At 53.9% G+C, this 20,942-nt stretch carries 22 protein-coding genes and 2 pseudogenes; 5 read left to right on the plus strand and 19 right to left on the minus strand.

The window, feature by feature from the left end; translation table 11 throughout:
• Positions 1 to 214: 214 nt before the first annotated feature.
• On the minus strand, positions 215 to 835 hold the full coding sequence (fklB, locus tag FHW74_RS07060) for an FKBP-type peptidyl-prolyl cis-trans isomerase (protein WP_125294185.1): 621 nt from the start codon (positions 833 to 835) through the stop codon (positions 215 to 217).
• Positions 836 to 1,075: 240 nt separating this feature from the next.
• Between fklB and FHW74_RS07065 the strand changes: the two genes are divergently transcribed.
• Positions 1,076 to 1,666, plus strand: coding sequence for a LysM-like peptidoglycan-binding domain-containing protein (locus tag FHW74_RS07065; RefSeq protein WP_183169786.1), 591 nt, complete (start codon positions 1,076 to 1,078; stop codon positions 1,664 to 1,666).
• Between the two features lie 14 nt (positions 1,667 to 1,680).
• Here the strand turns inward: FHW74_RS07065 and FHW74_RS07070 are convergent, their stop codons facing one another.
• The 5 genes from FHW74_RS07070 to rpsF all read right to left on the minus strand — a co-directional run bounded on the left by FHW74_RS07070 (position 1,681) and on the right by rpsF (position 4,220).
• Positions 1,681 to 2,619 carry a DMT family transporter gene (locus FHW74_RS07070; protein ID WP_183169787.1) on the minus strand — a complete coding sequence of 313 codons (939 nt, stop codon included), beginning with the start codon at positions 2,617 to 2,619 and terminating at the stop codon, positions 1,681 to 1,683.
• Positions 2,620 to 2,781: 162 nt separating this feature from the next.
• Positions 2,782 to 3,231, minus strand: coding sequence for a 50S ribosomal protein L9 (rplI, locus tag FHW74_RS07075; protein ID WP_183169788.1), 450 nt, complete (start codon positions 3,229 to 3,231; stop codon positions 2,782 to 2,784).
• Between the two features lie 41 nt (positions 3,232 to 3,272).
• On the minus strand, positions 3,273 to 3,500 hold the full coding sequence (gene rpsR, locus FHW74_RS07080) for a 30S ribosomal protein S18 (protein WP_000135199.1): 228 nt from the start codon (positions 3,498 to 3,500) through the stop codon (positions 3,273 to 3,275).
• Between the two features lie 4 nt (positions 3,501 to 3,504).
• Entirely contained in the window at positions 3,505 to 3,819 is a 315-nt protein-coding gene (priB, locus tag FHW74_RS07085; RefSeq protein WP_125294181.1) for a primosomal replication protein N, read from the minus strand.
• Positions 3,820 to 3,824: 5 nt separating this feature from the next.
• Positions 3,825 to 4,220, minus strand: a complete 396-nt coding sequence (rpsF, locus tag FHW74_RS07090) for a 30S ribosomal protein S6 (RefSeq protein ID WP_044181355.1) — start codon at positions 4,218 to 4,220, stop codon at positions 3,825 to 3,827.
• Between the two features lie 356 nt (positions 4,221 to 4,576).
• Between rpsF and FHW74_RS07095 the strand changes: the two genes are divergently transcribed.
• Positions 4,577 to 4,807 (plus strand): hypothetical protein, encoded by a 231-nt coding sequence (locus tag FHW74_RS07095; protein ID WP_183169789.1) that lies wholly within the window; start codon positions 4,577 to 4,579, stop codon positions 4,805 to 4,807.
• Between the two features lie 107 nt (positions 4,808 to 4,914).
• On the opposite strand, the gene yjfP is transcribed toward FHW74_RS07095, so the two are convergent.
• Positions 4,915 to 5,667: an esterase gene (yjfP, locus tag FHW74_RS07100; protein WP_183169790.1), complete on the minus strand. Its 753-nt coding sequence runs from the start codon at positions 5,665 to 5,667 to the stop codon at positions 4,915 to 4,917.
• 213 nt (positions 5,668 to 5,880) lie between these two features.
• On the opposite strand from yjfP, the gene bsmA reads away from it, so the two are divergent.
• The 3 genes from bsmA to FHW74_RS07115 all read left to right on the plus strand — a co-directional run bounded on the left by bsmA (position 5,881) and on the right by FHW74_RS07115 (position 8,703).
• The gene (bsmA, locus tag FHW74_RS07105) at positions 5,881 to 6,195 is read left to right on the plus strand and encodes a biofilm peroxide resistance protein BsmA (RefSeq protein WP_183169791.1); all 315 of its coding nucleotides are present in this window, start codon (positions 5,881 to 5,883) and stop codon (positions 6,193 to 6,195) included.
• Positions 6,196 to 6,347: 152 nt separating this feature from the next.
• Positions 6,348 to 6,623 (plus strand): DUF1471 domain-containing protein, encoded by a 276-nt coding sequence (locus FHW74_RS07110; RefSeq protein WP_183169792.1) that lies wholly within the window; start codon positions 6,348 to 6,350, stop codon positions 6,621 to 6,623.
• Positions 6,624 to 6,768: 145 nt separating this feature from the next.
• Positions 6,769 to 8,703 carry a methyl-accepting chemotaxis protein gene (locus FHW74_RS07115; protein ID WP_183169793.1) on the plus strand — a complete coding sequence of 645 codons (1,935 nt, stop codon included), beginning with the start codon at positions 6,769 to 6,771 and terminating at the stop codon, positions 8,701 to 8,703.
• Here FHW74_RS07115 and FHW74_RS07120 read toward each other — a convergent pair.
• The 12 genes and pseudogenes from FHW74_RS07120 to FHW74_RS07175 all read right to left on the minus strand — a co-directional run bounded on the left by FHW74_RS07120 (position 8,700) and on the right by FHW74_RS07175 (position 20,927).
• Positions 8,700 to 10,334, minus strand: a complete 1,635-nt coding sequence (locus tag FHW74_RS07120) for an isovaleryl-CoA dehydrogenase (RefSeq protein ID WP_183169794.1) — start codon at positions 10,332 to 10,334, stop codon at positions 8,700 to 8,702. The genes FHW74_RS07115 and FHW74_RS07120 overlap by 4 nt on opposite strands.
• A gap of 158 nt (positions 10,335 to 10,492) precedes the next feature.
• A pseudogene (locus FHW74_RS07125) lies at positions 10,493 to 11,656 on the minus strand (glutathionylspermidine synthase family protein).
• A gap of 1 nt (position 11,657) precedes the next feature.
• Positions 11,658 to 12,209 carry a DUF1190 domain-containing protein gene (locus tag FHW74_RS07130; protein ID WP_255459869.1) on the minus strand — a complete coding sequence of 184 codons (552 nt, stop codon included), beginning with the start codon at positions 12,207 to 12,209 and terminating at the stop codon, positions 11,658 to 11,660.
• Positions 12,210 to 12,275: 66 nt separating this feature from the next.
• Positions 12,276 to 12,674, minus strand: coding sequence for a DUF350 domain-containing protein (locus FHW74_RS07135; protein WP_183169796.1), 399 nt, complete (start codon positions 12,672 to 12,674; stop codon positions 12,276 to 12,278).
• 4 nt (positions 12,675 to 12,678) lie between these two features.
• Positions 12,679 to 13,347 (minus strand): DUF2491 family protein, encoded by a 669-nt coding sequence (locus FHW74_RS07140; protein WP_370527979.1) that lies wholly within the window; start codon positions 13,345 to 13,347, stop codon positions 12,679 to 12,681.
• A complete protein-coding gene (locus FHW74_RS07145; protein ID WP_183169797.1) occupies positions 13,344 to 14,417 on the minus strand; it encodes a potassium channel family protein in 1,074 nt (357 codons plus the stop codon). The genes FHW74_RS07140 and FHW74_RS07145 overlap by 4 nt, the downstream gene beginning before the upstream one ends.
• The gene (locus tag FHW74_RS07150; RefSeq protein ID WP_183169798.1) at positions 14,417 to 15,115 is read right to left on the minus strand and encodes a PspA/IM30 family protein; all 699 of its coding nucleotides are present in this window, start codon (positions 15,113 to 15,115) and stop codon (positions 14,417 to 14,419) included. The genes FHW74_RS07145 and FHW74_RS07150 overlap by 1 nt, the downstream gene beginning before the upstream one ends.
• A 38-nt stretch (positions 15,116 to 15,153) precedes the next feature.
• A pseudogene (locus tag FHW74_RS22995) lies at positions 15,154 to 15,536 on the minus strand (DUF2170 family protein).
• A 144-nt stretch (positions 15,537 to 15,680) separates the two neighbouring features.
• Positions 15,681 to 16,412 carry a 23S rRNA (guanosine(2251)-2'-O)-methyltransferase RlmB gene (gene rlmB / locus FHW74_RS07160; protein WP_183169799.1) on the minus strand — a complete coding sequence of 244 codons (732 nt, stop codon included), beginning with the start codon at positions 16,410 to 16,412 and terminating at the stop codon, positions 15,681 to 15,683.
• 83 nt (positions 16,413 to 16,495) lie between these two features.
• Positions 16,496 to 18,940 (minus strand): ribonuclease R, encoded by a 2,445-nt coding sequence (rnr, locus tag FHW74_RS07165; protein ID WP_183169800.1) that lies wholly within the window; start codon positions 18,938 to 18,940, stop codon positions 16,496 to 16,498.
• A 110-nt stretch (positions 18,941 to 19,050) separates the two neighbouring features.
• On the minus strand, positions 19,051 to 19,476 hold the full coding sequence (gene nsrR / locus FHW74_RS07170) for a nitric oxide-sensing transcriptional repressor NsrR (protein ID WP_183169801.1): 426 nt from the start codon (positions 19,474 to 19,476) through the stop codon (positions 19,051 to 19,053).
• A gap of 152 nt (positions 19,477 to 19,628) precedes the next feature.
• Entirely contained in the window at positions 19,629 to 20,927 is a 1,299-nt protein-coding gene (locus tag FHW74_RS07175) for an adenylosuccinate synthase (protein ID WP_002434131.1), read from the minus strand.
• Between the last annotated feature and the right edge of the window lie 15 nt (positions 20,928 to 20,942).

Consider the following 20,942-nt stretch of genomic DNA (forward strand, 5'->3'; position numbering starts at 1 on the left):
CAAAAACATCATCGATATTAGGTAACAATCGGAGGGTTGAGTACTTTGTTTTTAACGTTATGTTAATTAAATGTTTAAAATGAGTGTTAAATCACTATTACTTTGCAAAGCATCTCATGAAAACACCCGGAACGGGGGCGCAATCAGGAGAAAGCACCACAATTATCATTATTTCCATTATTTACCCCCGCCGAAACGGGGGTGATACGCGGGGTTACAGGATTTCCAGTAACTCTACTTCGAAAATCAGGGTGCTGAACGGCGGGATGGATGCGCCAGCGCCACGCTCGCCATAGGCCAGGTTTTGCGGGATGGTCAGTTCCCATTTGGAACCCACCGGCATCAGGGTCAGGGCTTCGATCCAACCCGGGATCACGCCGCTTACCGGGAATTCAGCCGGCTCGCCGCGCATGACGGAGCTGTCGAACACGGTGCCGTCGATCAGTTTACCGGTGTAGTGCACACGCACACGGTCTTTACGCGCCGGGATTGCGCCTTCGCCCTGGGTAATGACGCGGAACTGCAGGCCGGATTCAGTGCTGTTCACGCCTTCACGCTCGCGGTTTTCGTCCAGATATTTCTGGCCGTCCGCCGCCATCGCCTGCTGACGCTCACGACGCACCGCATCGGCACGCTCGTGGATCTCACGCAGCGCGCGGTGCACCACATCCACCGGTACAGCAGGTTGATTGCCATCCAGTGCGTCACGCAGACCCGCGACCAGCGCTTCCGGCAGCAGACCCTGCAGCCCGGATTCACGCAGTTGCTGTCCAACCTGCAAACCAATGCCGTAGCTTGCCTGGGATTCGATGCTGTCAAAAGAAGGGGTCGTCATGGATTTTCCTTTCATGCTGATAAAAAGTAGCGGGCAGCATAACAGCCCAGGTGTTTAGGGTAAAATGATCCTGCATGAGCGGGATAGATCGGTTTGGTACTAAAACTGATGTCTTAAGTCCGCAGGATTGCAGGTATGATGTCACGAAAGACCACATTGTTACCGCCATCAATCAGTTAGCCATATATACTGGTTAAAAGCGGAGATTGCCGCACGCCTTACAATGCGCAGGAGAAGAGCATGCCCGGACGATTCGCAATCAAACCTACCCTTTCGCGGATTTGGCACGCGCCGGACCATGTTCGGCTGATGGACCCACTCCCCCCTTTTCATCGCCGCGGCATTATTATTGCGGCGCTGGTGATTGTGATTTGTTTTCTCTGGCCCGCTTCGCAGCCTGAACAACCCCAGGTACGGCGCGATGCCCAGCTCGATCTCCAGTCCTCATCGCAGCCGCCGATGCAGGCTGAACTCACTACCCCGCCGCCGCAAGCCCAGGCGACGCAGACGCCAGAGCCCGCGCCTGCTGAATCCGCGCCGCAGCCGTTCCAGAATAATGATATTGAGCAGCAGTGGCGCACGTATCGCGTGGAAGAAGGCAAAACCATGGCCCAGCTGTTCCGCGACCACAATTTGCCGCCTGCGGACGTTTACGCCATGGCGCAGGTTGAAGGAGAGGGCAAACCGCTCAGCACGCTGCAAACTGGCCAGATGGTGCAGATTCGCCAGAACGCGAGCGGCGTGGTGACCGGTTTAACGATTGATATCGGCAACGATAAGCAGGTGCTGTTTACCCGCCAGCCGGACGGCAGTTTCATTCGCGTCCGCTGACGGTATGGGAGTGCTTAGTCACTCCCTTTTGGCATCTTATTGACCCACCAGATGCCCGAGCACACCAGAATCAGCGCCAGCACGTATTTCCATTCAAGAATGTTTTCTGCCAGGAAAATGGCCGACAGCGCGGTGCCCGCTACCGGCACCACAAAGTTGAATGGCGCGATCATGCTGACGCGGTTGTACTTCAGCAGAATACTCCATAAAGCGAAAGCGACGGACGACAGCAGCGTCAAATAGCCTAAAATCGCCACCGAGGCGAATCCGTGAACTTCCAGCGTTCCGCCCGTCATATAGCCAATCACAATCAATACCAGCCCGCCAAAACCTAACTGGTAGCCGGTCATCACGGTGGGATCGACGGTTTGCGAAATGCGCTTGCCGTACATGGTTGACGCGGACAGGATAAAGGCCGCCAGCACCACGAAACCATCGCCCATCAGGCTAAACGTGAAGTCGCTCATCCCGCCGTTAAAGTTGACGATCATCACGCCGGCAAAACCCAGCACGCAACCAATGGCTTTGTTATAGCTCAGCTTGTCGTTGTGATAGATAAAGTGCGCCAACAATACGCTGAAGAACGTGCCGGTGGCATTCATGATTGAGCCTTTCACGCCGGTGGTGAAGGCCAGCCCGATATAAAAGAACGTGTACTGGAGCGTGGTTTGGGTTAAACCCAGCATCGCCAGTTGACCGCACTGACGCGGGTTCAATCGGGCGATGGGCTTGCGCTGCGCCATGGCGAACAGCAACAGCAGTAATCCCGCGAACAGGAAGCGGTAACCTGCAAAGACAATTTTTGATGGGATATCGTCAGTGGCGATCTGGAAGATTTCGTAGCCGCTTTTGATTGCCGGATAGGAACTTCCCCACAGCAGACAGCACAGCGTTGCACAGGCGAAAGCGACATTTTTACGAGCAAAAACAGGGGTTGGGCAAACAGCGTCCATTCCACTCACCAAAGATAAAATAACGTTTCAGTTTATTATCAGTGATTGCTCAGGGAATAGCCACCCTCAAAAATAGCGGCACGGCGGAATTGGGATGTACCCGCCAGAAATGCAAAACGCCGACTGACGTCGGCGTTTTTACACGTTGATGCGAATAACGAATTATTCAGCAACCACGTTTACGATCAGCTTAGCAAACACTTCGCTGTGAACCTGGAAGTCCACTTCGTGTTCGCCAGTGGTACGCAGAACGCCGTTCGGCAAACGAACTTCGCTCTTAGCCACGTCAACGCCAGCTGCAGTTACAGCGTCAGCGATGTCGCGAGTACCGATGGAACCAAACAGTTTACCTTCGTCGCCTGCTTTAGACGCGATAGTAACGGATTCCAGTGCGTTGATTTTCTCAGCGCGCGCTTCAGCAGCGGCCAGAACGTCAGCCAGTTTGGCTTCCAGTTCAGCACGACGTGCTTCGAAAAACTCAACGTTTTTCTTGTTAGCCGGAACAGCTTTACCCTGTGGCACCAGGAAGTTACGAGCGTAGCCCGCTTTAACGTTAACCTGATCACCCAGGCTGCCCAGGTTTGCTACTTTATCAAGCAGAATAACTTGCATTACCTTATCCTCTCAAAGTCGTATTAATGGACCGTGACCGATTACTGATGACGATCAGTGTACGGCAGCAGGGACAGGTAGCGAGCGCGTTTGATAGCGCGAGCCAGCTGACGCTGGTATTTTGCACGGGTACCGGTGATACGGCTCGGGACAATCTTACCGCTTTCGGTGATGTAGTTTTTCAGCGTAGCGATATCTTTATAGTCGATCTCTTGAACGCCTTCCGCGGTGAAACGGCAGAACTTGCGACGACGGAAATAACGTGCCATTTGGCTAGTCTCCAGAATCTATCAATTCAATCTGCTCGGCATGGAGCACCAGTTTTGTCAGCCCATTGCGCGCCTTGTGGCTGCTAATGAAACCTGAAACGGTGATCACCGTGCCGACCGTTATACTGTGAGTAATGGCCTGGTTCTGGTGTCCGCTAATAATAACGGGCATCTGGCACCACGCCTGCCGGTTGAAACCGGCTTCCTCCTGGACAGAACGATGCTCAAGCACCAGCTGACAGTGAGGAATTCCTGATGGGCTGACCTTTCGAAGGGGCGCCCTGCACACGGTGCCGGACAACACCAAACGGTTGGCCATCAGAATTACTCTTCAGAATCCCCAGCATCAGCATCATCTGCGGTTTCGTTAGCGAAATCATCGCGACGCTCGCGGCGCTCGTCTTTCGCTTTAACCATCGGAGATGCTTCAGTCACGGCGTGTTTAGTACGCATAACCATGCTGCGGATAACGGCATCGTTGAAGCGGAAAGTAGTTTCCAGCTCATCGATCACTTCCTGCGGTGCTTCAACGTTCAGCAGAACGTAGTGAGCTTTGTGCAGTTTGTTGATCGGGTAAGCCAGCTGACGGCGGCCCCAGTCTTCCAGACGGTGGATCTTGCCTTCTGCACCAGTGATGGCAGCAGAGTAGCGCTCGATCATGCCCGGAACCTGTTCGCTCTGGTCAGGATGGACCATAAAAACGATTTCGTAATGACGCATCGAATTGCTCCTTACGGATTATTCAGCCTCCTGTCTGGGTCAGCCGCGGCCCATGGAGGCAAGGAACGTGATTAAAGGGCGGCTGAAAAATTGACGCGTCATTCTACTTGCGGGCCCCGGCGAACTCAAGGCTGATTGATAAATAAATACGCAGCGCGGTAGCACAGGAGGCAAAAAGCGCTTAACCAGGTGATTTAAAATAGATTGTCAGGAGATGCTTAAAAAATTTGAGTAACTCCATCAGAAATGGTCACGTTTTAATCAGCAATAAGCCATTACACTTATTCTACACAGACCACCTACCACCAAGGAGTGACGCTTCCGGTTGTAACGCTTGCTGTTGTGGAGTACCCATTATGAAAAACAGTCTTATCGCCGTCTTCGCGGGACTCATACTGACCGCGAACGCCGCAGCCGCTATTAAGGTCGATCGCGACCTGGCGCAAAGTATGGATGATGTGCATAGCTTAGGCGTCGTCTACATTAATCATAATTCAGCCGATGATAGCAAAGCAGATCAGTCACATAGCCAGGATTTCAGCGTGATAGCCGCAACGGAAGATTCCATCCGGCTCGCCCGCCAGTAGAGTCAATCACGCGACCATACCGATTTATCGTATCTCCGCATTCAGGAACAACGATAATGCCACGACAACGTTACTGACGTTATTTTGCCCCCTTTCAGGGGGCTTTTTTATGCCAGATGCCGGGTAAAAAACGCCACGGTCGCGTCCAGCGCTGTGGGCGTAATGCGGTGTTTAACCCCTGGCTCCCACTGATAAGTGAGCAAGGCGTCGAGCTGATGTTGCTGGAGCGCGCGCTGCAAACGGAAGGACTCCTCCGCCGGAACCACGTCATCCTCTTCGCCGTGCCAGAGCAGCAATGGCCGGTCCGCCAGTTTCGCCAACTGGTGGGTGACGTCCCATTCCGCCAGCGGGGCGATAACCGCGTCAAGCTGACGCTGGCGCTCCGGTGTCAGCGCTAATGACGGCGGGAACAACGCGGGCGCGAGGGTGTTGTAATAACCCGATCCCATCAGGCTCGCCACGCATTTCACTTCGGGATGATGGGTCATGATGCCCAGCGCGGTCATGCCGCCCATTGACGCCCCTCCCACGCCGAGCCGCTGGTCGGCAATCAGGTTTTCCTCCCGCAACGCGTCACGCAGGCCGGCAAACTCCGTCATATTCTGATGCAGGATTTGCCAGAAGCGCAGCATTCGTCCCTGGGCATCACCGTTAAAACGCGCGCCATGCTCGGCGGCGTCCGGCATCACAACGCGAAACCCCGCTTGCGCCAGGGCCACGGCAAAATAGCTGTATACTAATTTTGACGAGGTAAAGCCGTGATAAAAGATCACCGTGGGCAGCGGTTGTGTGTTTTTCCCTGCCGGTGTCGCATGCACGGTTTCGATCCCCGCAAATTCGCGCGTTTCCAGTTCAATCATCTCGTCCCCCTTTTGCGTTATCGGCAAGATATGACATGGCACAACGCCCCCTGCAAGTCTGGGTGGATAATCTAGTAAAAAAGTATGATGAGAACCCGGTTACGTTTTTACATCTTGATGCCCGAAAAAAAGCGGTCGAGCTAACAAAATGGGAACCTTCCCTATAGGCCCGAATGCTGATGGCACTACACTCAATCAGTCAGGAAACAAGAAATGCTTATGCAAAGATTACTTCCGGTATTACTGGCGATGCTGCTTAGCGCGTGCGGTTCTCTGCAAGGAACACCGCGGCCCGCTCCTCCGGTTACGGACCAGCCGCAGGAGATCCAGCGCGACCAGACCCAGGGTCTGGTTCGAATGGGTACGGTTAGCGTGATGGTGCACGGCGCCCCCAGCGACAGCGAGGAAGCCATTAAGGCAAAAGCGGTGGCTGCCGGCGTCGATTATTACCAGATTTTGCTGAACGATGAGACGGTGGTGCCCGGGCAGTGGTACTCCCAGGCGATTTTGTATAATAAACCGCGTTAACTTATCGTTTTATTTAGCAAAATTTACATTGCTTTGCGTCGGCTGATTGTTTTCTGTGCACACTTAATCCCGGGCCGTTATGAATGGATGGGATAACACATCGCGAAGGAATGCCCTGTTACTCATCGGGGTAATGTGAAATGGAGCTGACTATGAAACGATCAATTGCCTTAACGTCTTTGCTGCTGTCTGCCGGTTTGATTACCACCTCTGCGCAGTCGGCAGAAGATGTCAGTGCTGACCGGGTAACCGGTTTGAATGAAATTGGCATGATTGCAGTCAACAGCGTTTCCGGAAGTCCTCAGGATGTTGAACGCGTCATTGCGATGAAAGCCGATGAACAGGGCGCTTCGTATTATCGCATCGTGCAAATGCAGGAAAACCCGCGCGCCGATAACTGGCAGGTAAAAGCCATTATCTACGCCTGAACGGAAGCAGGCTGACAGCCTGCTTCGCCTGTCTAAAATAACTTTTGTAAAATTCTGACATAAATTTTTACATATATTGAGTAAATATTATCCCGCCGCTGCCGTTTAACCGGGCAACTCAACTCGGTTGGTATAAGGGATAATTATGAAAACCATTTTCCAGCGCATCGGGCTGGGTACCAAACTCTCCCTGTTTGCAGGCCTGTCCTTCGCCTGTCTGTTTTTAACCTTCACGCTCGTGTTAAGCCACCAGGCCAGCCAACAGCTGGAGTCTCTGGCGCGGGAAGATTTGAAAAGCCAGGCCAGCGGCGTGGTGGACATGGTGCAAATGTTCGACGCTACGCTGACAGAAGAAGTGACCAACTATACAAATCTGCTTAATAGTTTTATCCCTCAACCGATTACACGCGACGCCGCGCAAATGCAGGCGCTGAATAGCCAGAGCGTTCCGCTGCTTAAAGGCGGCGAGCTGTCGCTACATGAAAACAACGCGTTAACCGATGATTTCCAGCAGCGAACCGGCGCTATCGCAACGCTGTTCGTGCGCAGCGGCGATGACTATGTGCGCGTGGCGACATCGCTGCGTAAAGAGGACGGCACGCGCGCGGTAGGCACACTGCTCGATCGCGCCAGCCCCGCCTGGCTGCCGATGAGTAAAGGCGAAATCTATCGTGGGCTGACGCAGCTGTTCGGCAAGCGCTACATTACTCAGTATCAGCCCGTAAAAGATGAGCAAGGTAACGTCATCGCGGTGCTGTTTGTCGGCGTGGATATCTCCTCCTCCTGGCAGTTGATGCGCGACAAAATCCTCAGCCGCAAGCTGGGTGACAGCGGCCACTTTTATGTGATTAACCGCCAGCCGGGTGAGCAGTTCGGCCAGTATTTATTCCATCCCGATGCCGAAGGGCAAAAACCGCAGTTGCCTGAAGCTATCCGTCAGTCTCTGCTGGCCGATAGCGAAGGCGAACTGGCCTGGCAGCGCGAAACCGGCGCCACTTCGCTGATAACCTTCACCCACGTACCGGGATGGAACTGGGTGGTGGTGGGCGAAGTGGACCGGGGCAGCCTGCTCGCGAACATCGATCGGCTGCGTAACCAGTTTTTGCTGGCTGGCCTGATTATCAGCCTGCTGTTCGCCGTTCTGTTTGATTTCACCACCCGCCGCCTGCTGACCGCGCCGCTGCGCAATGTGATTGGCCTGGCGCAGCAGTATGGCGCGGGCGACTTGCGCTCCAGCATTACCACGCGCCGTCAGGATGAAGTGGGCGAACTGATCGCCGCCATCAACAGCATGGGCAACGGTTTGCAGCAGATTGTGATTCAGGTACGGGATGCCGCCGCCGACATCAGCCACGGCACTGATGAACTGGCGGCGGACAGCCACGACATCAGCGAGCAGATCAACAAGCAGGCCAGCAGCGTGGAGGAGACCTCCGCCAGCATGGAGCAGTTGACGGCAACGGTAGAGCAGAACGCCGAGAACATGCTGCAGACGCAAAATTATATGCAACAAGCTTCCCACGCGGTGCATACCGGCGGCGATACCGTGAGCAATGCGGTATCGACCATGAATGCGATCCGCGACGCGTCGCAGCGTATCGCCGATATCACCCACGTGATTGAGTCGATTGCATTCCAGACCAATATTCTGGCGTTGAATGCCGCAGTGGAAGCCGCCCGCGCAGGGGAGCACGGCAAAGGGTTCGCGGTTGTAGCGCAGGAAGTGCGGGCGCTGGCGGCGCGCAGCGCTAACGCAGTGAAGGAGATCGATGCGTTAATTGAAGACACGCTGCATAAAGTGGCCGAAGGGCATCAACTTTCCGAGCGTACCCGTCAGGCGATGGAGCAAATTATCCAGCATATCGACCAGGTCAACGTACTGGTAACGCACAGCAGCCAGGCATCCCATGAGCAGTCGGCAGGCATCCAGCAGGTGAATCTGGCGATGAACCATATCGGCGAAGCCACCCATATCAACGCCGAACGGGTGTCGCGCAGCGAGCAAACGGCGCAAACGCTGCGCGATAAGGGCCACCACCTTAATACGCTGGTTAGCGTGTTCCGCTTACACAGCCATTAACCGATGCCGCCCGTGGCGCGCAGCAGGACATCGGAAAGGCATTTTTCCGCCACCTGAGCATCGCCACGCGGGTCGAGCATCATCTGACACCAGGCTTCCGCCGTGGGCACCGAGGCGTGGCGCAACAGCTGCGCCCCGGTTGCCAGCCGGTAAAGCTGGCGGGTAATGGCGCGCCCGTCGGCCTCGTTGGGTTTGCGTAATCGCTGGGCCAGCTGTCGCCATGCGCGGTCAAAATGGCGATTCTGGCCCTTAACGTCGTCGAACTCGCCGCTTAGCATTTCCATCACGGCAGGCTGTTTGGCCAGCACCCGCAGCACGTCGAGGCACATGATATTGCCGGAGCCCTCCCAGATACTGTTGACCGGCATTTCCCGATACAGACGCGGCAGCTCGCTCTCTTCGCAATAGCCGATGCCGCCCAGCACCTCCATCGCTTCCGCCACAAACGGGATCCCCGCTTTGCAAACGTTAAATTTCGCCGCAGGCGTCATCAGGCGGCAGAACGCTCGCTCACGCTCATCGCCCTGCGCTTCCCAGGCGCGGGCCAGTCGGAACAGCAGTGCGGTTTGCCCCTCCAGTTGTAGCGCCATCCGTCCTAAAACCTGGCGCATCAGCGGCTGGTCGATCAGGTTTTTGCCGAACGCCTGGCGCTGATGGGCATGATACAGCGCCACCGACAGCGCACGGCGCATCAGGCCGTGGCTGCCCAGCGCGCAGTCGAAGCGAGTCATCGCCCCCATTTTCAAAATCTGGCGCACGCCTTCGCCTTCATCGCCCAGCAGCCAGCCCAGCGCATCGCAGAATTCCGCTTCGCTGCTGGCGTTGGAGCGGTTGCCCAGCTTGTCTTTTAGCCGTTCGAGGCGCACCGCGTTGCGCTGTCCGTCGGGTAAAAAGCGCGGCACCAGGAAGCAGGACAACCCGCCTTTCGCCTGTGCCAGCACCAGGTGACCGTCGCTTTGCGGTACGGAGTAAAACCATTTGTGTCCGACCAGCCGATACGCTTCGCCAGGACCGGGGCTACCCACAGGCTCCGCGCGAGTGGTATTGGTCAGTACGTCCGAACCGCCCTGCTTTTCGGTCATCCCCATGCCGATTAACAAGCCGCGTTTTTGTCCGGCGGGCTGTAAATGGGCGTCATAACGATCGCTGAGCAGCGGTTTGGTCCAGTCGCTGAACGCCGGGGGCAGTGACTGAAGCAGCAACGGCGTGGCGGCAAAGGTCATGGTCACCGGGCACAGCGTGCCCGCTTCCACCTGGGCGTGAAGGATAAAGCGCGCGGCGCGCGCGACGAATGAGCCGCGCCGCCGATCCTCCTGCCACGGCAGATTGTGTACCCGGTTGGCGAACAGCCCCTGCATCAGCAGATGCCACGCAGGATGAAAACGTACATCGTCGAGCCGCTCGCCGCTGGCATCGTAACGCAGCAGTTCAGGCGGGTTGGCATTCGCCAGGCGGCCCAGTTCAAGGGATTCGGCGGTACCCAATTGTTGGCCGATACTGGCCAAAAGTTCCGCATCCCAGGCGGCGTCTTCACGCTGGACGGCTTCGCGTAGCGCGGTGTCGGATAAAAAGAGATTACTGTTGTTTAACGGGATAGGTTGGTTGAAAACGGTATGAGTTTGCCATTGCATCCAGTTTCCCTCCATAAATCGGCAACGCCTTTAGTATGGACGGCAGGAAAAGTTATGCAGGGAAAGGGATCACAAAGCGGTACCGTCGCTGATGATGCGAATCGCGCAGCACGTAACATATCCATGTGTCCTTATATTTACTCACCCATGTCTGCACCTTAGCCCGCAATATAATGCGGAACAAAACGAGACGTATCCTTGGTGATTAATGTGCAATCCTCACGAATACCCATTCCAACGGCCTCATCATCCACTATCCAACTGCCGATGAGTGTATAACTGTCGCCAAAGCGCGGTAACGGCTGGAACGCCTGGTAAATAACCGGCTCGTTGGCATAATCGCCACCCTCACTATCGATAATATTATGTTGGCCGTCGAATATCGTAATATTGCCGCCTTCACGCGAAAACAGCGGTTTTTTGACATAGCTATCACCAGGGCCTATTTGCGGTTTTTCGCCATCGAACCAGGCAGGTAATAAATTAGGATGCTGCGGGAAAAAACGCCAAAGCAGCGGTAATAATCCTTTATTACTGAGGATGCTTTTCCAGAGCGGCTCAATCCATTGCAGATGTCTTTTACGTAATAGCGGGCCGTTCTCGTCGCGCATCATCCATTCTAAAGGATAGAGTTTAAAGGCCTGCCGAATAACATTATCCCCAAGATCGGTCATCACGCCGCCTACGCCCAACCCAATGTCTTCAATATACAGAAAGCGCGTATCCAGGCCCGCTTGCTGCGCGCAATCTTCCAGATACAAAACGGTGCCGCGATCTTCATCAGTATCTTTGCAACAACAGAAATAGAGCGGATGCGCGTTTTTTATTTCGCCGAAGCGGGCAATAAGTTTTTCCTGAATGGCGTTGTACTGATCGGCATCCCGTGGAATAACCCCTTGCCGGCGGGCATCCTCCATCTATACCCATTGAAAATAGGCGGACTCATAAAGCGAGGTTGGCGTATCGGCGTTATATTCCAGTAATTTTACCGGCCCCCGATCATTCCAGACAAAATCCATCCGTCCGTATAATGAAGGATCGCTTTGGCGCCAGCTTTCCGCTATCGCATCCCAGTACAGCGGCGGAATGGCCAGTTGCTCAAGCAGGGATTCATCTTTGGTCGCCCGCGCCACTACATCAAGGCACATCTGATGCAGCTCTGCGGTCGGTTTCTCAATTTGCTCTTCAATTTGACGCAACGTGAAACGATAGGCCCGGCTTTCATCCCAATAAATTTCATTATCGATAATATGAAAGTTGAAACCGTGTTCTCGGGCGATGCGATCTAAATTCGGGCGTACCGGTACGCTATGACGCAGCATATCAACCTCCCCAACTGCCGCGAGCGCTGGAGGAACGGCCAAATCCACCGCGAGAGACTGTCGAGCTTTTTACAATCGTTTTCCCGGAACTGGATGCGGTAGCACTTCCCGAACGCCAGGAATAATCGCCGCCCGAATTTGTCCACACCGGCCGGGAAAGGTAGCCATTGCTGCTGTAGTAAGGATCATTGCGATTTTGCTGGATGGCTTGAGCTAATAAGAAACCGGCCATCAGCGGAAAATAACTTCCCAGGGAAGAATCGTAATAGCACTGACCGTTTCCATAGGAAGATTCGCAGGCATAGCGCGTCAGGTGAGCGGGAACCTCTTTTTCAAACTCTTCTTTTGCTTTATTCCAGGCATCTGTACACACCTGAGCAGAATGACCGGCGTCAATGCATTGCTGAGTGGATGAAAAGAAAACGCCATCGCTGTGATTATCATCGGCGCTGCTTTCATCATCGCAGGAGTTCAGCGCAACCAGCGCCACGCCCCCCATCAGCGCCAGGGTTAACAGCGCCGAACTTTTCCTTTTTTGCGGCTGTAAATACATGCCGTTAGCCTGGATGTTTGCGCGGGGTGCTGCCTTATTCGTCCTTTTTCTACTCATGATATTTCCCTACCAGGTCATGCATGCCGCATTAAAAATACCGCCTGCCATTGATGCCGTCCCCATAAACAAACCAGCGGCAATATTATGATTAATAATTTTTTCACTGAGCTTCGGCATATACAGCCTTACGCAGCCATAAATCATAATCTGGACAATCAAGGCAATCACACCCCAAATTAAATAATCCGGAATACTTACCGCATTTACCGCCGCGCTGGAAAGCGGGATTACGTATCCTAAAATCGAACCACTAAACGCCAGCGCCGCCGCCACATTATCATTTCTGATCAGTTGCCATTCGTTATGCGGCGTGATTCGGGTATAAACGAACATAAAGAGCGCAATCATAGCGACGCCAATAAAAAAATAAGTACCAAACGCGATTAATCCAGTAAAAATATGCATATCCTTAGCCCACAACCTGTAATCCGCTTCGTGAAATATCCACCCCTAATGACCAGGAAACCAGCCATTCGGGTTCTTGTTGTTCGTTAAATGTTTCTTCGCCGGAAATTAATAAGTACTCAAAAGCCGTCTCATCAATATTACGCTGATACAGCATACAGAAATTATTGACTTCCCATTTTTCTCGTTCGCTATTCTCAACTTCCTCCAGCAAATAGACGGGTTCTACATTGTGCCGTTCAAGAGGATTAAAGACCCTTTCCCATTTTTTGTCACCCCAGGACATGACCGGTAATCCCATTGCGCTGGGGCTAATTGCATTTTTCCAGGCATCGCGCGACGAAATATTAAAACTTTCGATGTAGGCGAAAAATTTAATATCCTCAATACAGGCGTCGCTAATGCCGCCAGTGGTATTGATTTGCAGAAACTCATCGCCCGAAGTGTAATAACGATAAATATCGCTGCCTGCGCCAGTATAAATATGGCTGGTTGCAGCTACGGTATAGTCATCGCCGGGTAATTCAATAAGAAACTTATCGCCCGCAAGACGAATATCCAGGGTATTGAGCTGGAAACCCGCTTTTAAATGCAATCCAAGCGGACCTTTTTCCATATCATGGGCATCCTCACCCTGTAAAAGCTGCCGAACCCGGCCCAATAATGACGTCATAATGCATCTCCTATATTCTGCCATTGCACCTCATCCGCTGTGATGCGTTGATTACCGATAATATGCAGCCACATACCGCCATGAACCGGCGTGGAAACCACCGGGTTTAACTCCATCCCGCGTCCGTTTTTACAATGGCTAATGCCCAACACGGTGGCGTCATGATGCTGCTTCATATAGCGCATCAGCCCGCCATACAGGAATACGTTCACTTGTTTTGGAATTTCAAGCACATAACCTGTATCGCCCAGCATCGGATTCATGATTGAAGCCACGGACTGGGAGGAACCAGGGTCCTGAACGGAGCGTAAAAGCTGTTCCGCCGATAAATTGCGGACAATCTCTATTTGATCACAGTGTTGTTCCAGCAGGTTGGCATAACGTTCATCCTCCATATAAGCGACGACATGGCTGGATGGATGAACCTTTCCTTTAATCGACAACGCTACCGTAAAAGTTTGCTCGTCGCTTTGCGCGAACAGGATAACGCTATTGCAGTGCGCTAAGCCCATGCGCGCCTGTTCTTCCGGCGAATTGAAATTACTGATGCTGGCGAAGTGCACCTGCGCGACCCCTTGCATGGGGTGATGTTGTATCGCGCCAGATTCGCAAATCAGGATCTGCGAGAAGGTTTTGCTTCGATCGTAAAGCAGCAGGTTGATCATTTTTTCCGTCTGCTGCCCACGCCAGCCGACAATGATTAAATGATCGCGAAGATGATTAAAGTCGGACAATCCGCGAATTCCTTTCGTTAACGTATGCTGCGCAACCGCGATCGCTTTACCTATCAACGCGCCGAAGAGCGCAACGCTGATCGGAATATGCCAGAGGCCGGTAAACCAACGTCCTCCTGCGCTCTGGGGGCTTAAATCGCCAAAACCCAGCGTCGACCCCACCACGGAACAGTAATAAATAAAATCGCTTAACTTCCCTGTGAGATGCGCTTCGCCCGCCATTCGCAGCGCGGCATAGCAAATGCTGTAATGAATTAAAAACAGCACCACTAAACCCGGCCAGGTAAGCCGGGCCAGATGAAGCTGACACAACTGGATGACGCGAGTAAAAAACATTAGCCGTTGCGCTGATTTTTCAGGCGTGCAAGCACATCCTGCGCATTGCTTTTATTCACGCCACCAATGCCCGCCTGCGCCAGTTTTTCATCCAGATCGCGTCCGTCAGCCACCTTCTCAAGCGACTCTGCCGCCTCAAGTCTTGCCTGACGCTCAGTCTGGCGCGCCTGCAAGCGCTGCAATGATTCGGCGGCGGTGGCCACGCTGCTGCTGGCGCCAACGGTGGAAGTTGTCACCGCCTGTTGCGCGCGCTGCATTGCTTCCGTGGCTTTTACCACTTCCAACTGATGTTCAAATTGCGCAATACGCTGGCTGGTGGCGGCCACCGCTTTTTCAATTGCATCCCGCGACTGTTCAAAATTTTTCAGCACGCCTTCTTCGGTCGCGATCGCGCTTTCCAGCCGTGAGATCTCTTCTGCAACTTCAATAAGCAAACTTTCATCTACCTGCTTATTGATAGCTTCAACGGCTCGCGCTTCCAGTGAAGCTTTGCGGGAGGATAAATCTTTCAACTTATCTTTGCTGATCTTAACGCGCGCCAGTAGATCAACACGGGATTCGCCGGCCTTATCAAGTTCAGCCCGGGCATCCCGTATATGCTGTTCAAGCAAACGGATCCCTTGGGTTTCTTCAATAAGCGATTCGGTGTCATTAACGAAGGATTTACCTAAAGTAAAAAGTTTTTTTAACAGGCTCATTATTCTTCCTTATATTTAATCGGGCGATACCCTTCGCCTTAAAATTGCGTAATGACTTCAGCCAACTCCAGCGCATTTTCCGCCAGCGTTTCAATTTCCAGAATAACATCGGAAAGCGGTGAGGAGATCGATAATGCGCCAAAAGCAACGTAGTACTCTCTACTATTGACGATAGTAATTCCCACCGAGGATAGGGGTAACAATTTCTGAAAGCGTAACAAATAATATTTAACTTATTCACATCGTGAATAGATTCAACCGGGCAAATGAGCGTTTCAATCAGCATCTGCCGTGATGTCATGGAAATATTAAGTAATAAATCGCCGTGTTCTTTTAATTTGAGCGACAAGGAATCTTGCAATCGTGAAACAGAATAACAACAATATGCTTCATTATTTAATTCATTTTGTAAAGCAGATATCGTCCATGCCATTTTAAAATCTTCCTTAATTTATTGATCCATTGAATAAATACATATTCAGCTCCTCCCTCACCCGATAAAGATTATGCAATAAACAGCGTTTAAAAAAAAACCATCTCGCAAGATGGTTTTAATAATAGGAAATTAGCCTCGTTGGCGCACCGCTTCAAACAGGCATATGCCCGTCGCCACCGATACATTCAAGGATGACACGCTGCCCGCCATAGGAATACTGATCAGCTCGTCGCAGTGCTCGCGGGTCAAGCGGCGCATACCCTCGCCTTCCGCGCCCATCACCAACGCCAGGGGGCCGGTCATTTTGCTCTGGTAAACGGTGTGGTCCGCTTCGCCAGCAGTGCCGACAATCCAGACATTCTCTTCCTGAAGTAGACGCATGGTCCGCGCCAGGTTGGTAACGCGAATCAACGGCACGCTTTCCGCTGCGCCGCAAGCCACTTTTTTAGCGGTGGCGTTGAGTTGCGCGGAACGGTCTTTCGGTACGATAACCGCATGAACGCCCGCCGCGTCGGCGCTGCGCAGGCACGCGCCCAGGTTATGGGGGTCGGTCACGCCGTCGAGGATCAACAGGAATGGCGATTCAAACTGGGCCAGCAGATCCGGCAGATCGTTTTCCTGATACTGACGCCCTGGTTTTACCCGCGCGATAATGCCCTGATGGACCGCGCCATCGCTTTTTTCATCCAGGAACTGGCGGTTCGCCACCTGAATCACCACGCCCTGGGCTTCCAGCGCGTGCAGTAAAGGCAGCAGCCGCTTATCTTCGCGGCCTTTCAGCACAAAGACTTCCTGAAAGCGCTCAGGCGCACGTTCCAGTAAAGCCTGAACCGCGTGGATGCCGTAAATCATTTCACTCATGAAAAGTACTCATTTAAGGCGCAGGTGCGCCTGGTTTAATACGTTGCCGCTGGCCTTATCGCAACAATAAGGCCAGCCGGGGGTTACGCGTCGTGGGTTTTCTTTTTCGCCGCCCGTTTAGCTTTAGTGGCTGCCGCGATTTTTTGGGTCTTCGCCGACGGTTTTTTCACTTTCTTGTCGGACTGCTCTTTTTTGGCTTTTGGCTTGCGCTTTTCGCCACGGAATTCGCTATCCGGCTCGAAGTTGGTCCGCTTACCCGCCTGACGGCGTTTGCCGGAGGGTTTCGCCGCGCCGCCCTTGCGGGCTTTTTCACGCGCCGTTTTACCGACGTTGCGCGGGCCGCGCTCGCTGGAGATCAGCGAGAAGTCGATCTTACGCTCGTCCATGTTGACCGCTTCTACTTTGACTTCCACACGGTCGCCCAGGCGGTAGGTTTGCCCGCCGGACTCGCCGATCAAACGCTGGCCCACCTGGTCGAAGCGGTAGTAGTCGTTATCCAGGGAAGAAACGTGCACCAGGCCGTCGATAAACAGATCGTTGAGGCGCACAAAGAAGCCGAAGCCGGTGACGCTGGCGATAACGCCAGAGAATATCTGTCCCACCTGATCCTGCATAAAGTCGCACTTCAGCCAGTCTGCGACTTCACGGGTGGCTTCATCGGCGCGGCGTTCGGTCATAGAGCAGTGCTGCCCCAGTTGCAGCATCGCCTCCATCGAATAGTGCCAGCCGCCGGTCGGCGTGCTGTTGCCAACATGCCCTTCCTGCTTCGCCAGCAGATATTTGATCGCGCGGTGCAGCGACAGGTCCGGATAACGACGGATCGGCGAGGTAAAGTGCGCATAGGACTGTAACGCCAGGCCAAAGTGACCGCGGTTTTCCGGATCGTAGATCGCCTGTTTCATTGAGCGCAGCAGCATGGTTTGCAGCATCTCGTGGTCCGGACGATCGGCGATAGACTCCAGCAGCTCAGCGTAATCGCGCGGCTCGGGTTTATCGCGGCCTGGCAGTTCCAGGCCGAGTTCGGCCAGTACCGAGCGGAACGAGGTGATGGCGTCAGTGCTCGGACGGTCGTGAATACGGAACAGCGCTGGCTCCTGGTTTTTCTCAACGAAACGCGCCGCCGAGATATTCGCCAGGATCATGCACTCTTCAATCAGTTTATGGGCGTCGTTGCGCTGGGTTTGCTCAATGCGTTCAATACGGCGCTCGGCGTTAAAAATAAACTTCGCCTCTTCGCTTTCGAACGAGATGCCGCCGCGCTCGCTGCGGGCAACGTCCAGCGCTTTATACAGGTTATGCAGCTCTTCGATATGCTTAACCAGCGGCTGATACTGCTCGCGCAGATCCTGGTCGCCCTGCAAAATATGCCAGACCTTGGTGTAAGTCAGGCGCGCATGGGAGCGCATCACCGCTTCATAGAATTTGTAGCCGGTCAGCTTGCCGCTGGCGGAAACGGTCATCTCGCAAACCATACACAGGCGGTTAACCTGAGGATTAAGCGAGCAGAGGCCGTTGGACAGCACTTCCGGCAGCATCGGCACCACCTGCGACGGGAAATAGACCGAGGTGCCGCGATTGTGCGCTTCGGTATCCAGCGCGGTTTGCGGGCGCACGTAATAGCTCACATCGGCAATCGCAACCCACAGACGCCAGCCGCCGCCGCGTTTTTTCTCGCAGAAAACCGCATCGTCAAAGTCGCGGGCGTCTTCGCCATCAATGGTGACCAGCGGCAGATCGCGTAAATCCACGCGTCCGGCGATGGCCTCTTCCGGCACCTCTTCGGTTAATCCGGCGACCTCTTTTTCAACTGCTTTCGGCCAGACGTAGGGGATTTCATGGGTACGCAGCGCCATATCGACAGCCATGCCGGTGCCCATGTTATCGCCCAGCACTTCGACGATTTTACCAATCGCTTTGGTGCGGCGGGTCGGACGCTGAGTCAGCTCCACCACTACCACAAAGCCCATGCGCGCGCCCATGATCTCTTCCGGCGGGATCAGGATATCAAAGCTTAAGCGGCTGTCGTCCGGCACCACAAAGCCAACGCCCGCATCGGTAAAGTAGCGCCCGACGATCTGGCCGGTCTTGGGTACCAGCACGCGGACGATACGCGCTTCGCGGCGGCCTTTACGGTCCGCGCCCAGCGGCTGCGCCAGCACCTGATCGCCATGAATGCAGGTTTTCATCTGTTCAGACGACAGATACAGGTCATCTTTGCGGCCTTCCACGCGCAGGAAACCGTAGCCATCGCGATGGCCAATAACGGTGCCTTTTAACAGGTCCAGACGCTCCGGCAAGGCGTAGCACTGGCGGCGGGTGAAGACCAACTGTCCGTCGCGCTCCATGGCGCGCAGGCGGCGGCGCAGGGCTTCCTGCTGCTCTTCGCCTTCAATATTGAGCTCGATCGCCAACTCTTCCCGGCTGGCGGGCTTTTCGCGTTTGGTTAAGTGATCGAGGATAAATTCCCGGCTCGGGATAGGATTGGTGTACTTCTCTGCTTCTCGTTCCTGAAAAGGATCTTGTGACATTTCGATTCCTCCGTTGTCATCTCTGGTGGAAATCCTCAGGGGTTCAGGCTATGCGATCCCGCGCTGCGCTGAATGGTGCGCAAAAAAGCCTGATGTCCGTAAGGTTTTGTTTATTCCACCAGCAGTAATTTATACAGCGGCGTATTCTCTTCAACTAAGTCGGCAAGCGTGTAGTTATCAAGCTCAGTCAGAAAACTCTTCACCGCTTTGGATAGCGCCTGTTTTAAACGACAGGCGGGGGTGATATGGCAAAATTCGCTGCTACAGTTAACCAGCGAGAGCGGTTCCAGCTCGCGAACCACGTCACCGATGCGGATTAAGGATGCAGGTCTGCCTAAACGGATGCCGCCATTTTTCCCGCGTACAGCCGTGACATAACCCGCGCGACTCAGTTGGTTGATAATTTTAACCATATGATTACGGGAGACGCCATAAACCTCAGTCACTTCGGAAATGCTCGTCATACGTCCTTCCGGCAATGACGCCATATAAATCAAAGCACGTAATCCGTAATCGGTAAAACTCGTTAACTGCACATCAACCTCTGAATAAGGGGGGAACGCGATTTGCCTGAGGGGCATAAAGTGATGATAAACCAGCCAGCGTATATGCGGCTAATTTATTTAAATAAGGTTGGGGGAAAAACGGAAAAAACAAGAAAGGGGCGTTCAAACGCCCCTTTTCATCATTATGCGTCGAACGGGTCGCGCAGAATCATGGTTTCAGTACGGTCAGGACCGGTTGAAATAATATCAATCGGCACGCCGGTCAGCTCTTCGATACGCTGAATGTAGTTCAGCGCCGCCTGCGGCAGACCGCTGCGCTCTTTCACGCCGAAGGTGGATTCAGACCAGCCCGGCATGGTTTCGTAAATCGGCTCGATACCTTCCCAGTCATCAGCGGCCATCGGAGTGGTGGTCACTTCACGGCCGTCCGGCAGACGATAGGCAACGCAGATTTTCACTTCTTTCAGGCCGTCCAGCACGTCCAGCTTGGTCAGGCAGAAGCCGGACAGGGAGTTGATCTGCACCGCGCGGCGTACCGCTACGGAGTCCAGCCAGCCGGTACGACGGCGGCGGCCAGTGGTTGCGCCATATTCGTTACCCTGCTTGCACAGGAACTCGCCGATGTCATCAAACAGCTCTGTCGGGAACGGACCCGCGCCCACGCGAGTGGAGTAAGCTTTGATGATACCCAGCACGTAGTCAACATAACGCGGGCCGATACCGGAACCCGTCGCCACGCCGCCAGCGGTGGTGTTGGAAGAGGTCACATACGGATAGGTACCGTGGTCGATATCCAGCAGCGTACCCTGTGCGCCTTCGAACATGATGAAATCGCCGCGTTTACGCGCCTGATCCAGCAGGTCGGAAACGTCAACCACCATGCTGGTGAGGATATCGGCAATCGCCATCACATCGTCCAGCACTTTCTGGTAGTCAACCGCTTCAACTTTGTAGAAGTTAACCAGCTGGAAGTTATGGTATTCCAGCACTTCTTTCAGTTTCTCAGCAAAGGTGGCTTTGTCGAACAGGTCGCCAACGCGCAGGCCGCGACGCGCCACTTTATCTTCATAAGCCGGGCCGATACCACGACCGGTGGTGCCGATCGCTTTTGCGCCACGCGCTTTTTCGCGCGCCACGTCCAGAGCAACGTGGTAGTCCAGAATCAGCGGGCAAGCCTCAGAGAGCAGCAGACGCTCGCGAACCGGAATACCGCGGTCTTCCAGTTCTTTCATCTCTTTCATCAGCGCAGCCGGAGAGAGCACAACACCGTTACCGATGATGCTTGTGACATTCTCACGAAGAATACCTGAGGGAATAAGATGGAGGACGGTTTTTTCACCGTTGATTACGAGAGTATGGCCAGCGTTGTGACCACCCTGGTAGCGCACAACATATTTAGCCCGTTCAGTAAGAAGATCGACAATCTTCCCTTTGCCTTCGTCACCCCATTGGGTGCCCAGTACGACGACGTTGTTACCCATTTTTCAAAATCACCG

The sequence above is a fragment of the Atlantibacter sp. RC6 genome (assembly GCF_014193285.1).
In the GTDB taxonomy this organism is placed as follows: domain Bacteria; phylum Pseudomonadota; class Gammaproteobacteria; order Enterobacterales; family Enterobacteriaceae; genus Atlantibacter.

Coding starts and splice junctions, on each gene's coding strand:
- fklB (WP_125294185.1), bottom strand. CDS start 835: ATGACGACCCCTTCTTTTGACAGCATCGAATCCCAGGCAAGCTACGGC.
- FHW74_RS07065 (WP_183169786.1), top strand. CDS start 1,076: ATGCCCGGACGATTCGCAATCAAACCTACCCTTTCGCGGATTTGGCAC.
- FHW74_RS07070 (WP_183169787.1), bottom strand. CDS start 2,619: ATGGACGCTGTTTGCCCAACCCCTGTTTTTGCTCGTAAAAATGTCGCT.
- rplI (WP_183169788.1), bottom strand. CDS start 3,231: ATGCAAGTTATTCTGCTTGATAAAGTAGCAAACCTGGGCAGCCTGGGT.
- rpsR (WP_000135199.1), bottom strand. CDS start 3,500: ATGGCACGTTATTTCCGTCGTCGCAAGTTCTGCCGTTTCACCGCGGAA.
- priB (WP_125294181.1), bottom strand. CDS start 3,819: ATGGCCAACCGTTTGGTGTTGTCCGGCACCGTGTGCAGGGCGCCCCTT.
- rpsF (WP_044181355.1), bottom strand. CDS start 4,220: ATGCGTCATTACGAAATCGTTTTTATGGTCCATCCTGACCAGAGCGAA.
- FHW74_RS07095 (WP_183169789.1), top strand. CDS start 4,577: ATGAAAAACAGTCTTATCGCCGTCTTCGCGGGACTCATACTGACCGCG.
- yjfP (WP_183169790.1), bottom strand. CDS start 5,667: ATGATTGAACTGGAAACGCGCGAATTTGCGGGGATCGAAACCGTGCAT.
- bsmA (WP_183169791.1), top strand. CDS start 5,881: ATGCTTATGCAAAGATTACTTCCGGTATTACTGGCGATGCTGCTTAGC.
- FHW74_RS07110 (WP_183169792.1), top strand. CDS start 6,348: ATGAAACGATCAATTGCCTTAACGTCTTTGCTGCTGTCTGCCGGTTTG.
- FHW74_RS07115 (WP_183169793.1), top strand. CDS start 6,769: ATGAAAACCATTTTCCAGCGCATCGGGCTGGGTACCAAACTCTCCCTG.
- FHW74_RS07120 (WP_183169794.1), bottom strand. CDS start 10,334: ATGCAATGGCAAACTCATACCGTTTTCAACCAACCTATCCCGTTAAAC.
- FHW74_RS07130 (WP_255459869.1), bottom strand. CDS start 12,209: ATGTATTTACAGCCGCAAAAAAGGAAAAGTTCGGCGCTGTTAACCCTG.
- FHW74_RS07135 (WP_183169796.1), bottom strand. CDS start 12,674: ATGCATATTTTTACTGGATTAATCGCGTTTGGTACTTATTTTTTTATT.
- FHW74_RS07140 (WP_370527979.1), bottom strand. CDS start 13,347: ATGACGTCATTATTGGGCCGGGTTCGGCAGCTTTTACAGGGTGAGGAT.
- FHW74_RS07145 (WP_183169797.1), bottom strand. CDS start 14,417: ATGTTTTTTACTCGCGTCATCCAGTTGTGTCAGCTTCATCTGGCCCGG.
- FHW74_RS07150 (WP_183169798.1), bottom strand. CDS start 15,115: ATGAGCCTGTTAAAAAAACTTTTTACTTTAGGTAAATCCTTCGTTAAT.
- rlmB (WP_183169799.1), bottom strand. CDS start 16,412: ATGAGTGAAATGATTTACGGCATCCACGCGGTTCAGGCTTTACTGGAA.
- rnr (WP_183169800.1), bottom strand. CDS start 18,940: ATGTCACAAGATCCTTTTCAGGAACGAGAAGCAGAGAAGTACACCAAT.
- FHW74_RS07175 (WP_002434131.1), bottom strand. CDS start 20,927: ATGGGTAACAACGTCGTCGTACTGGGCACCCAATGGGGTGACGAAGGC.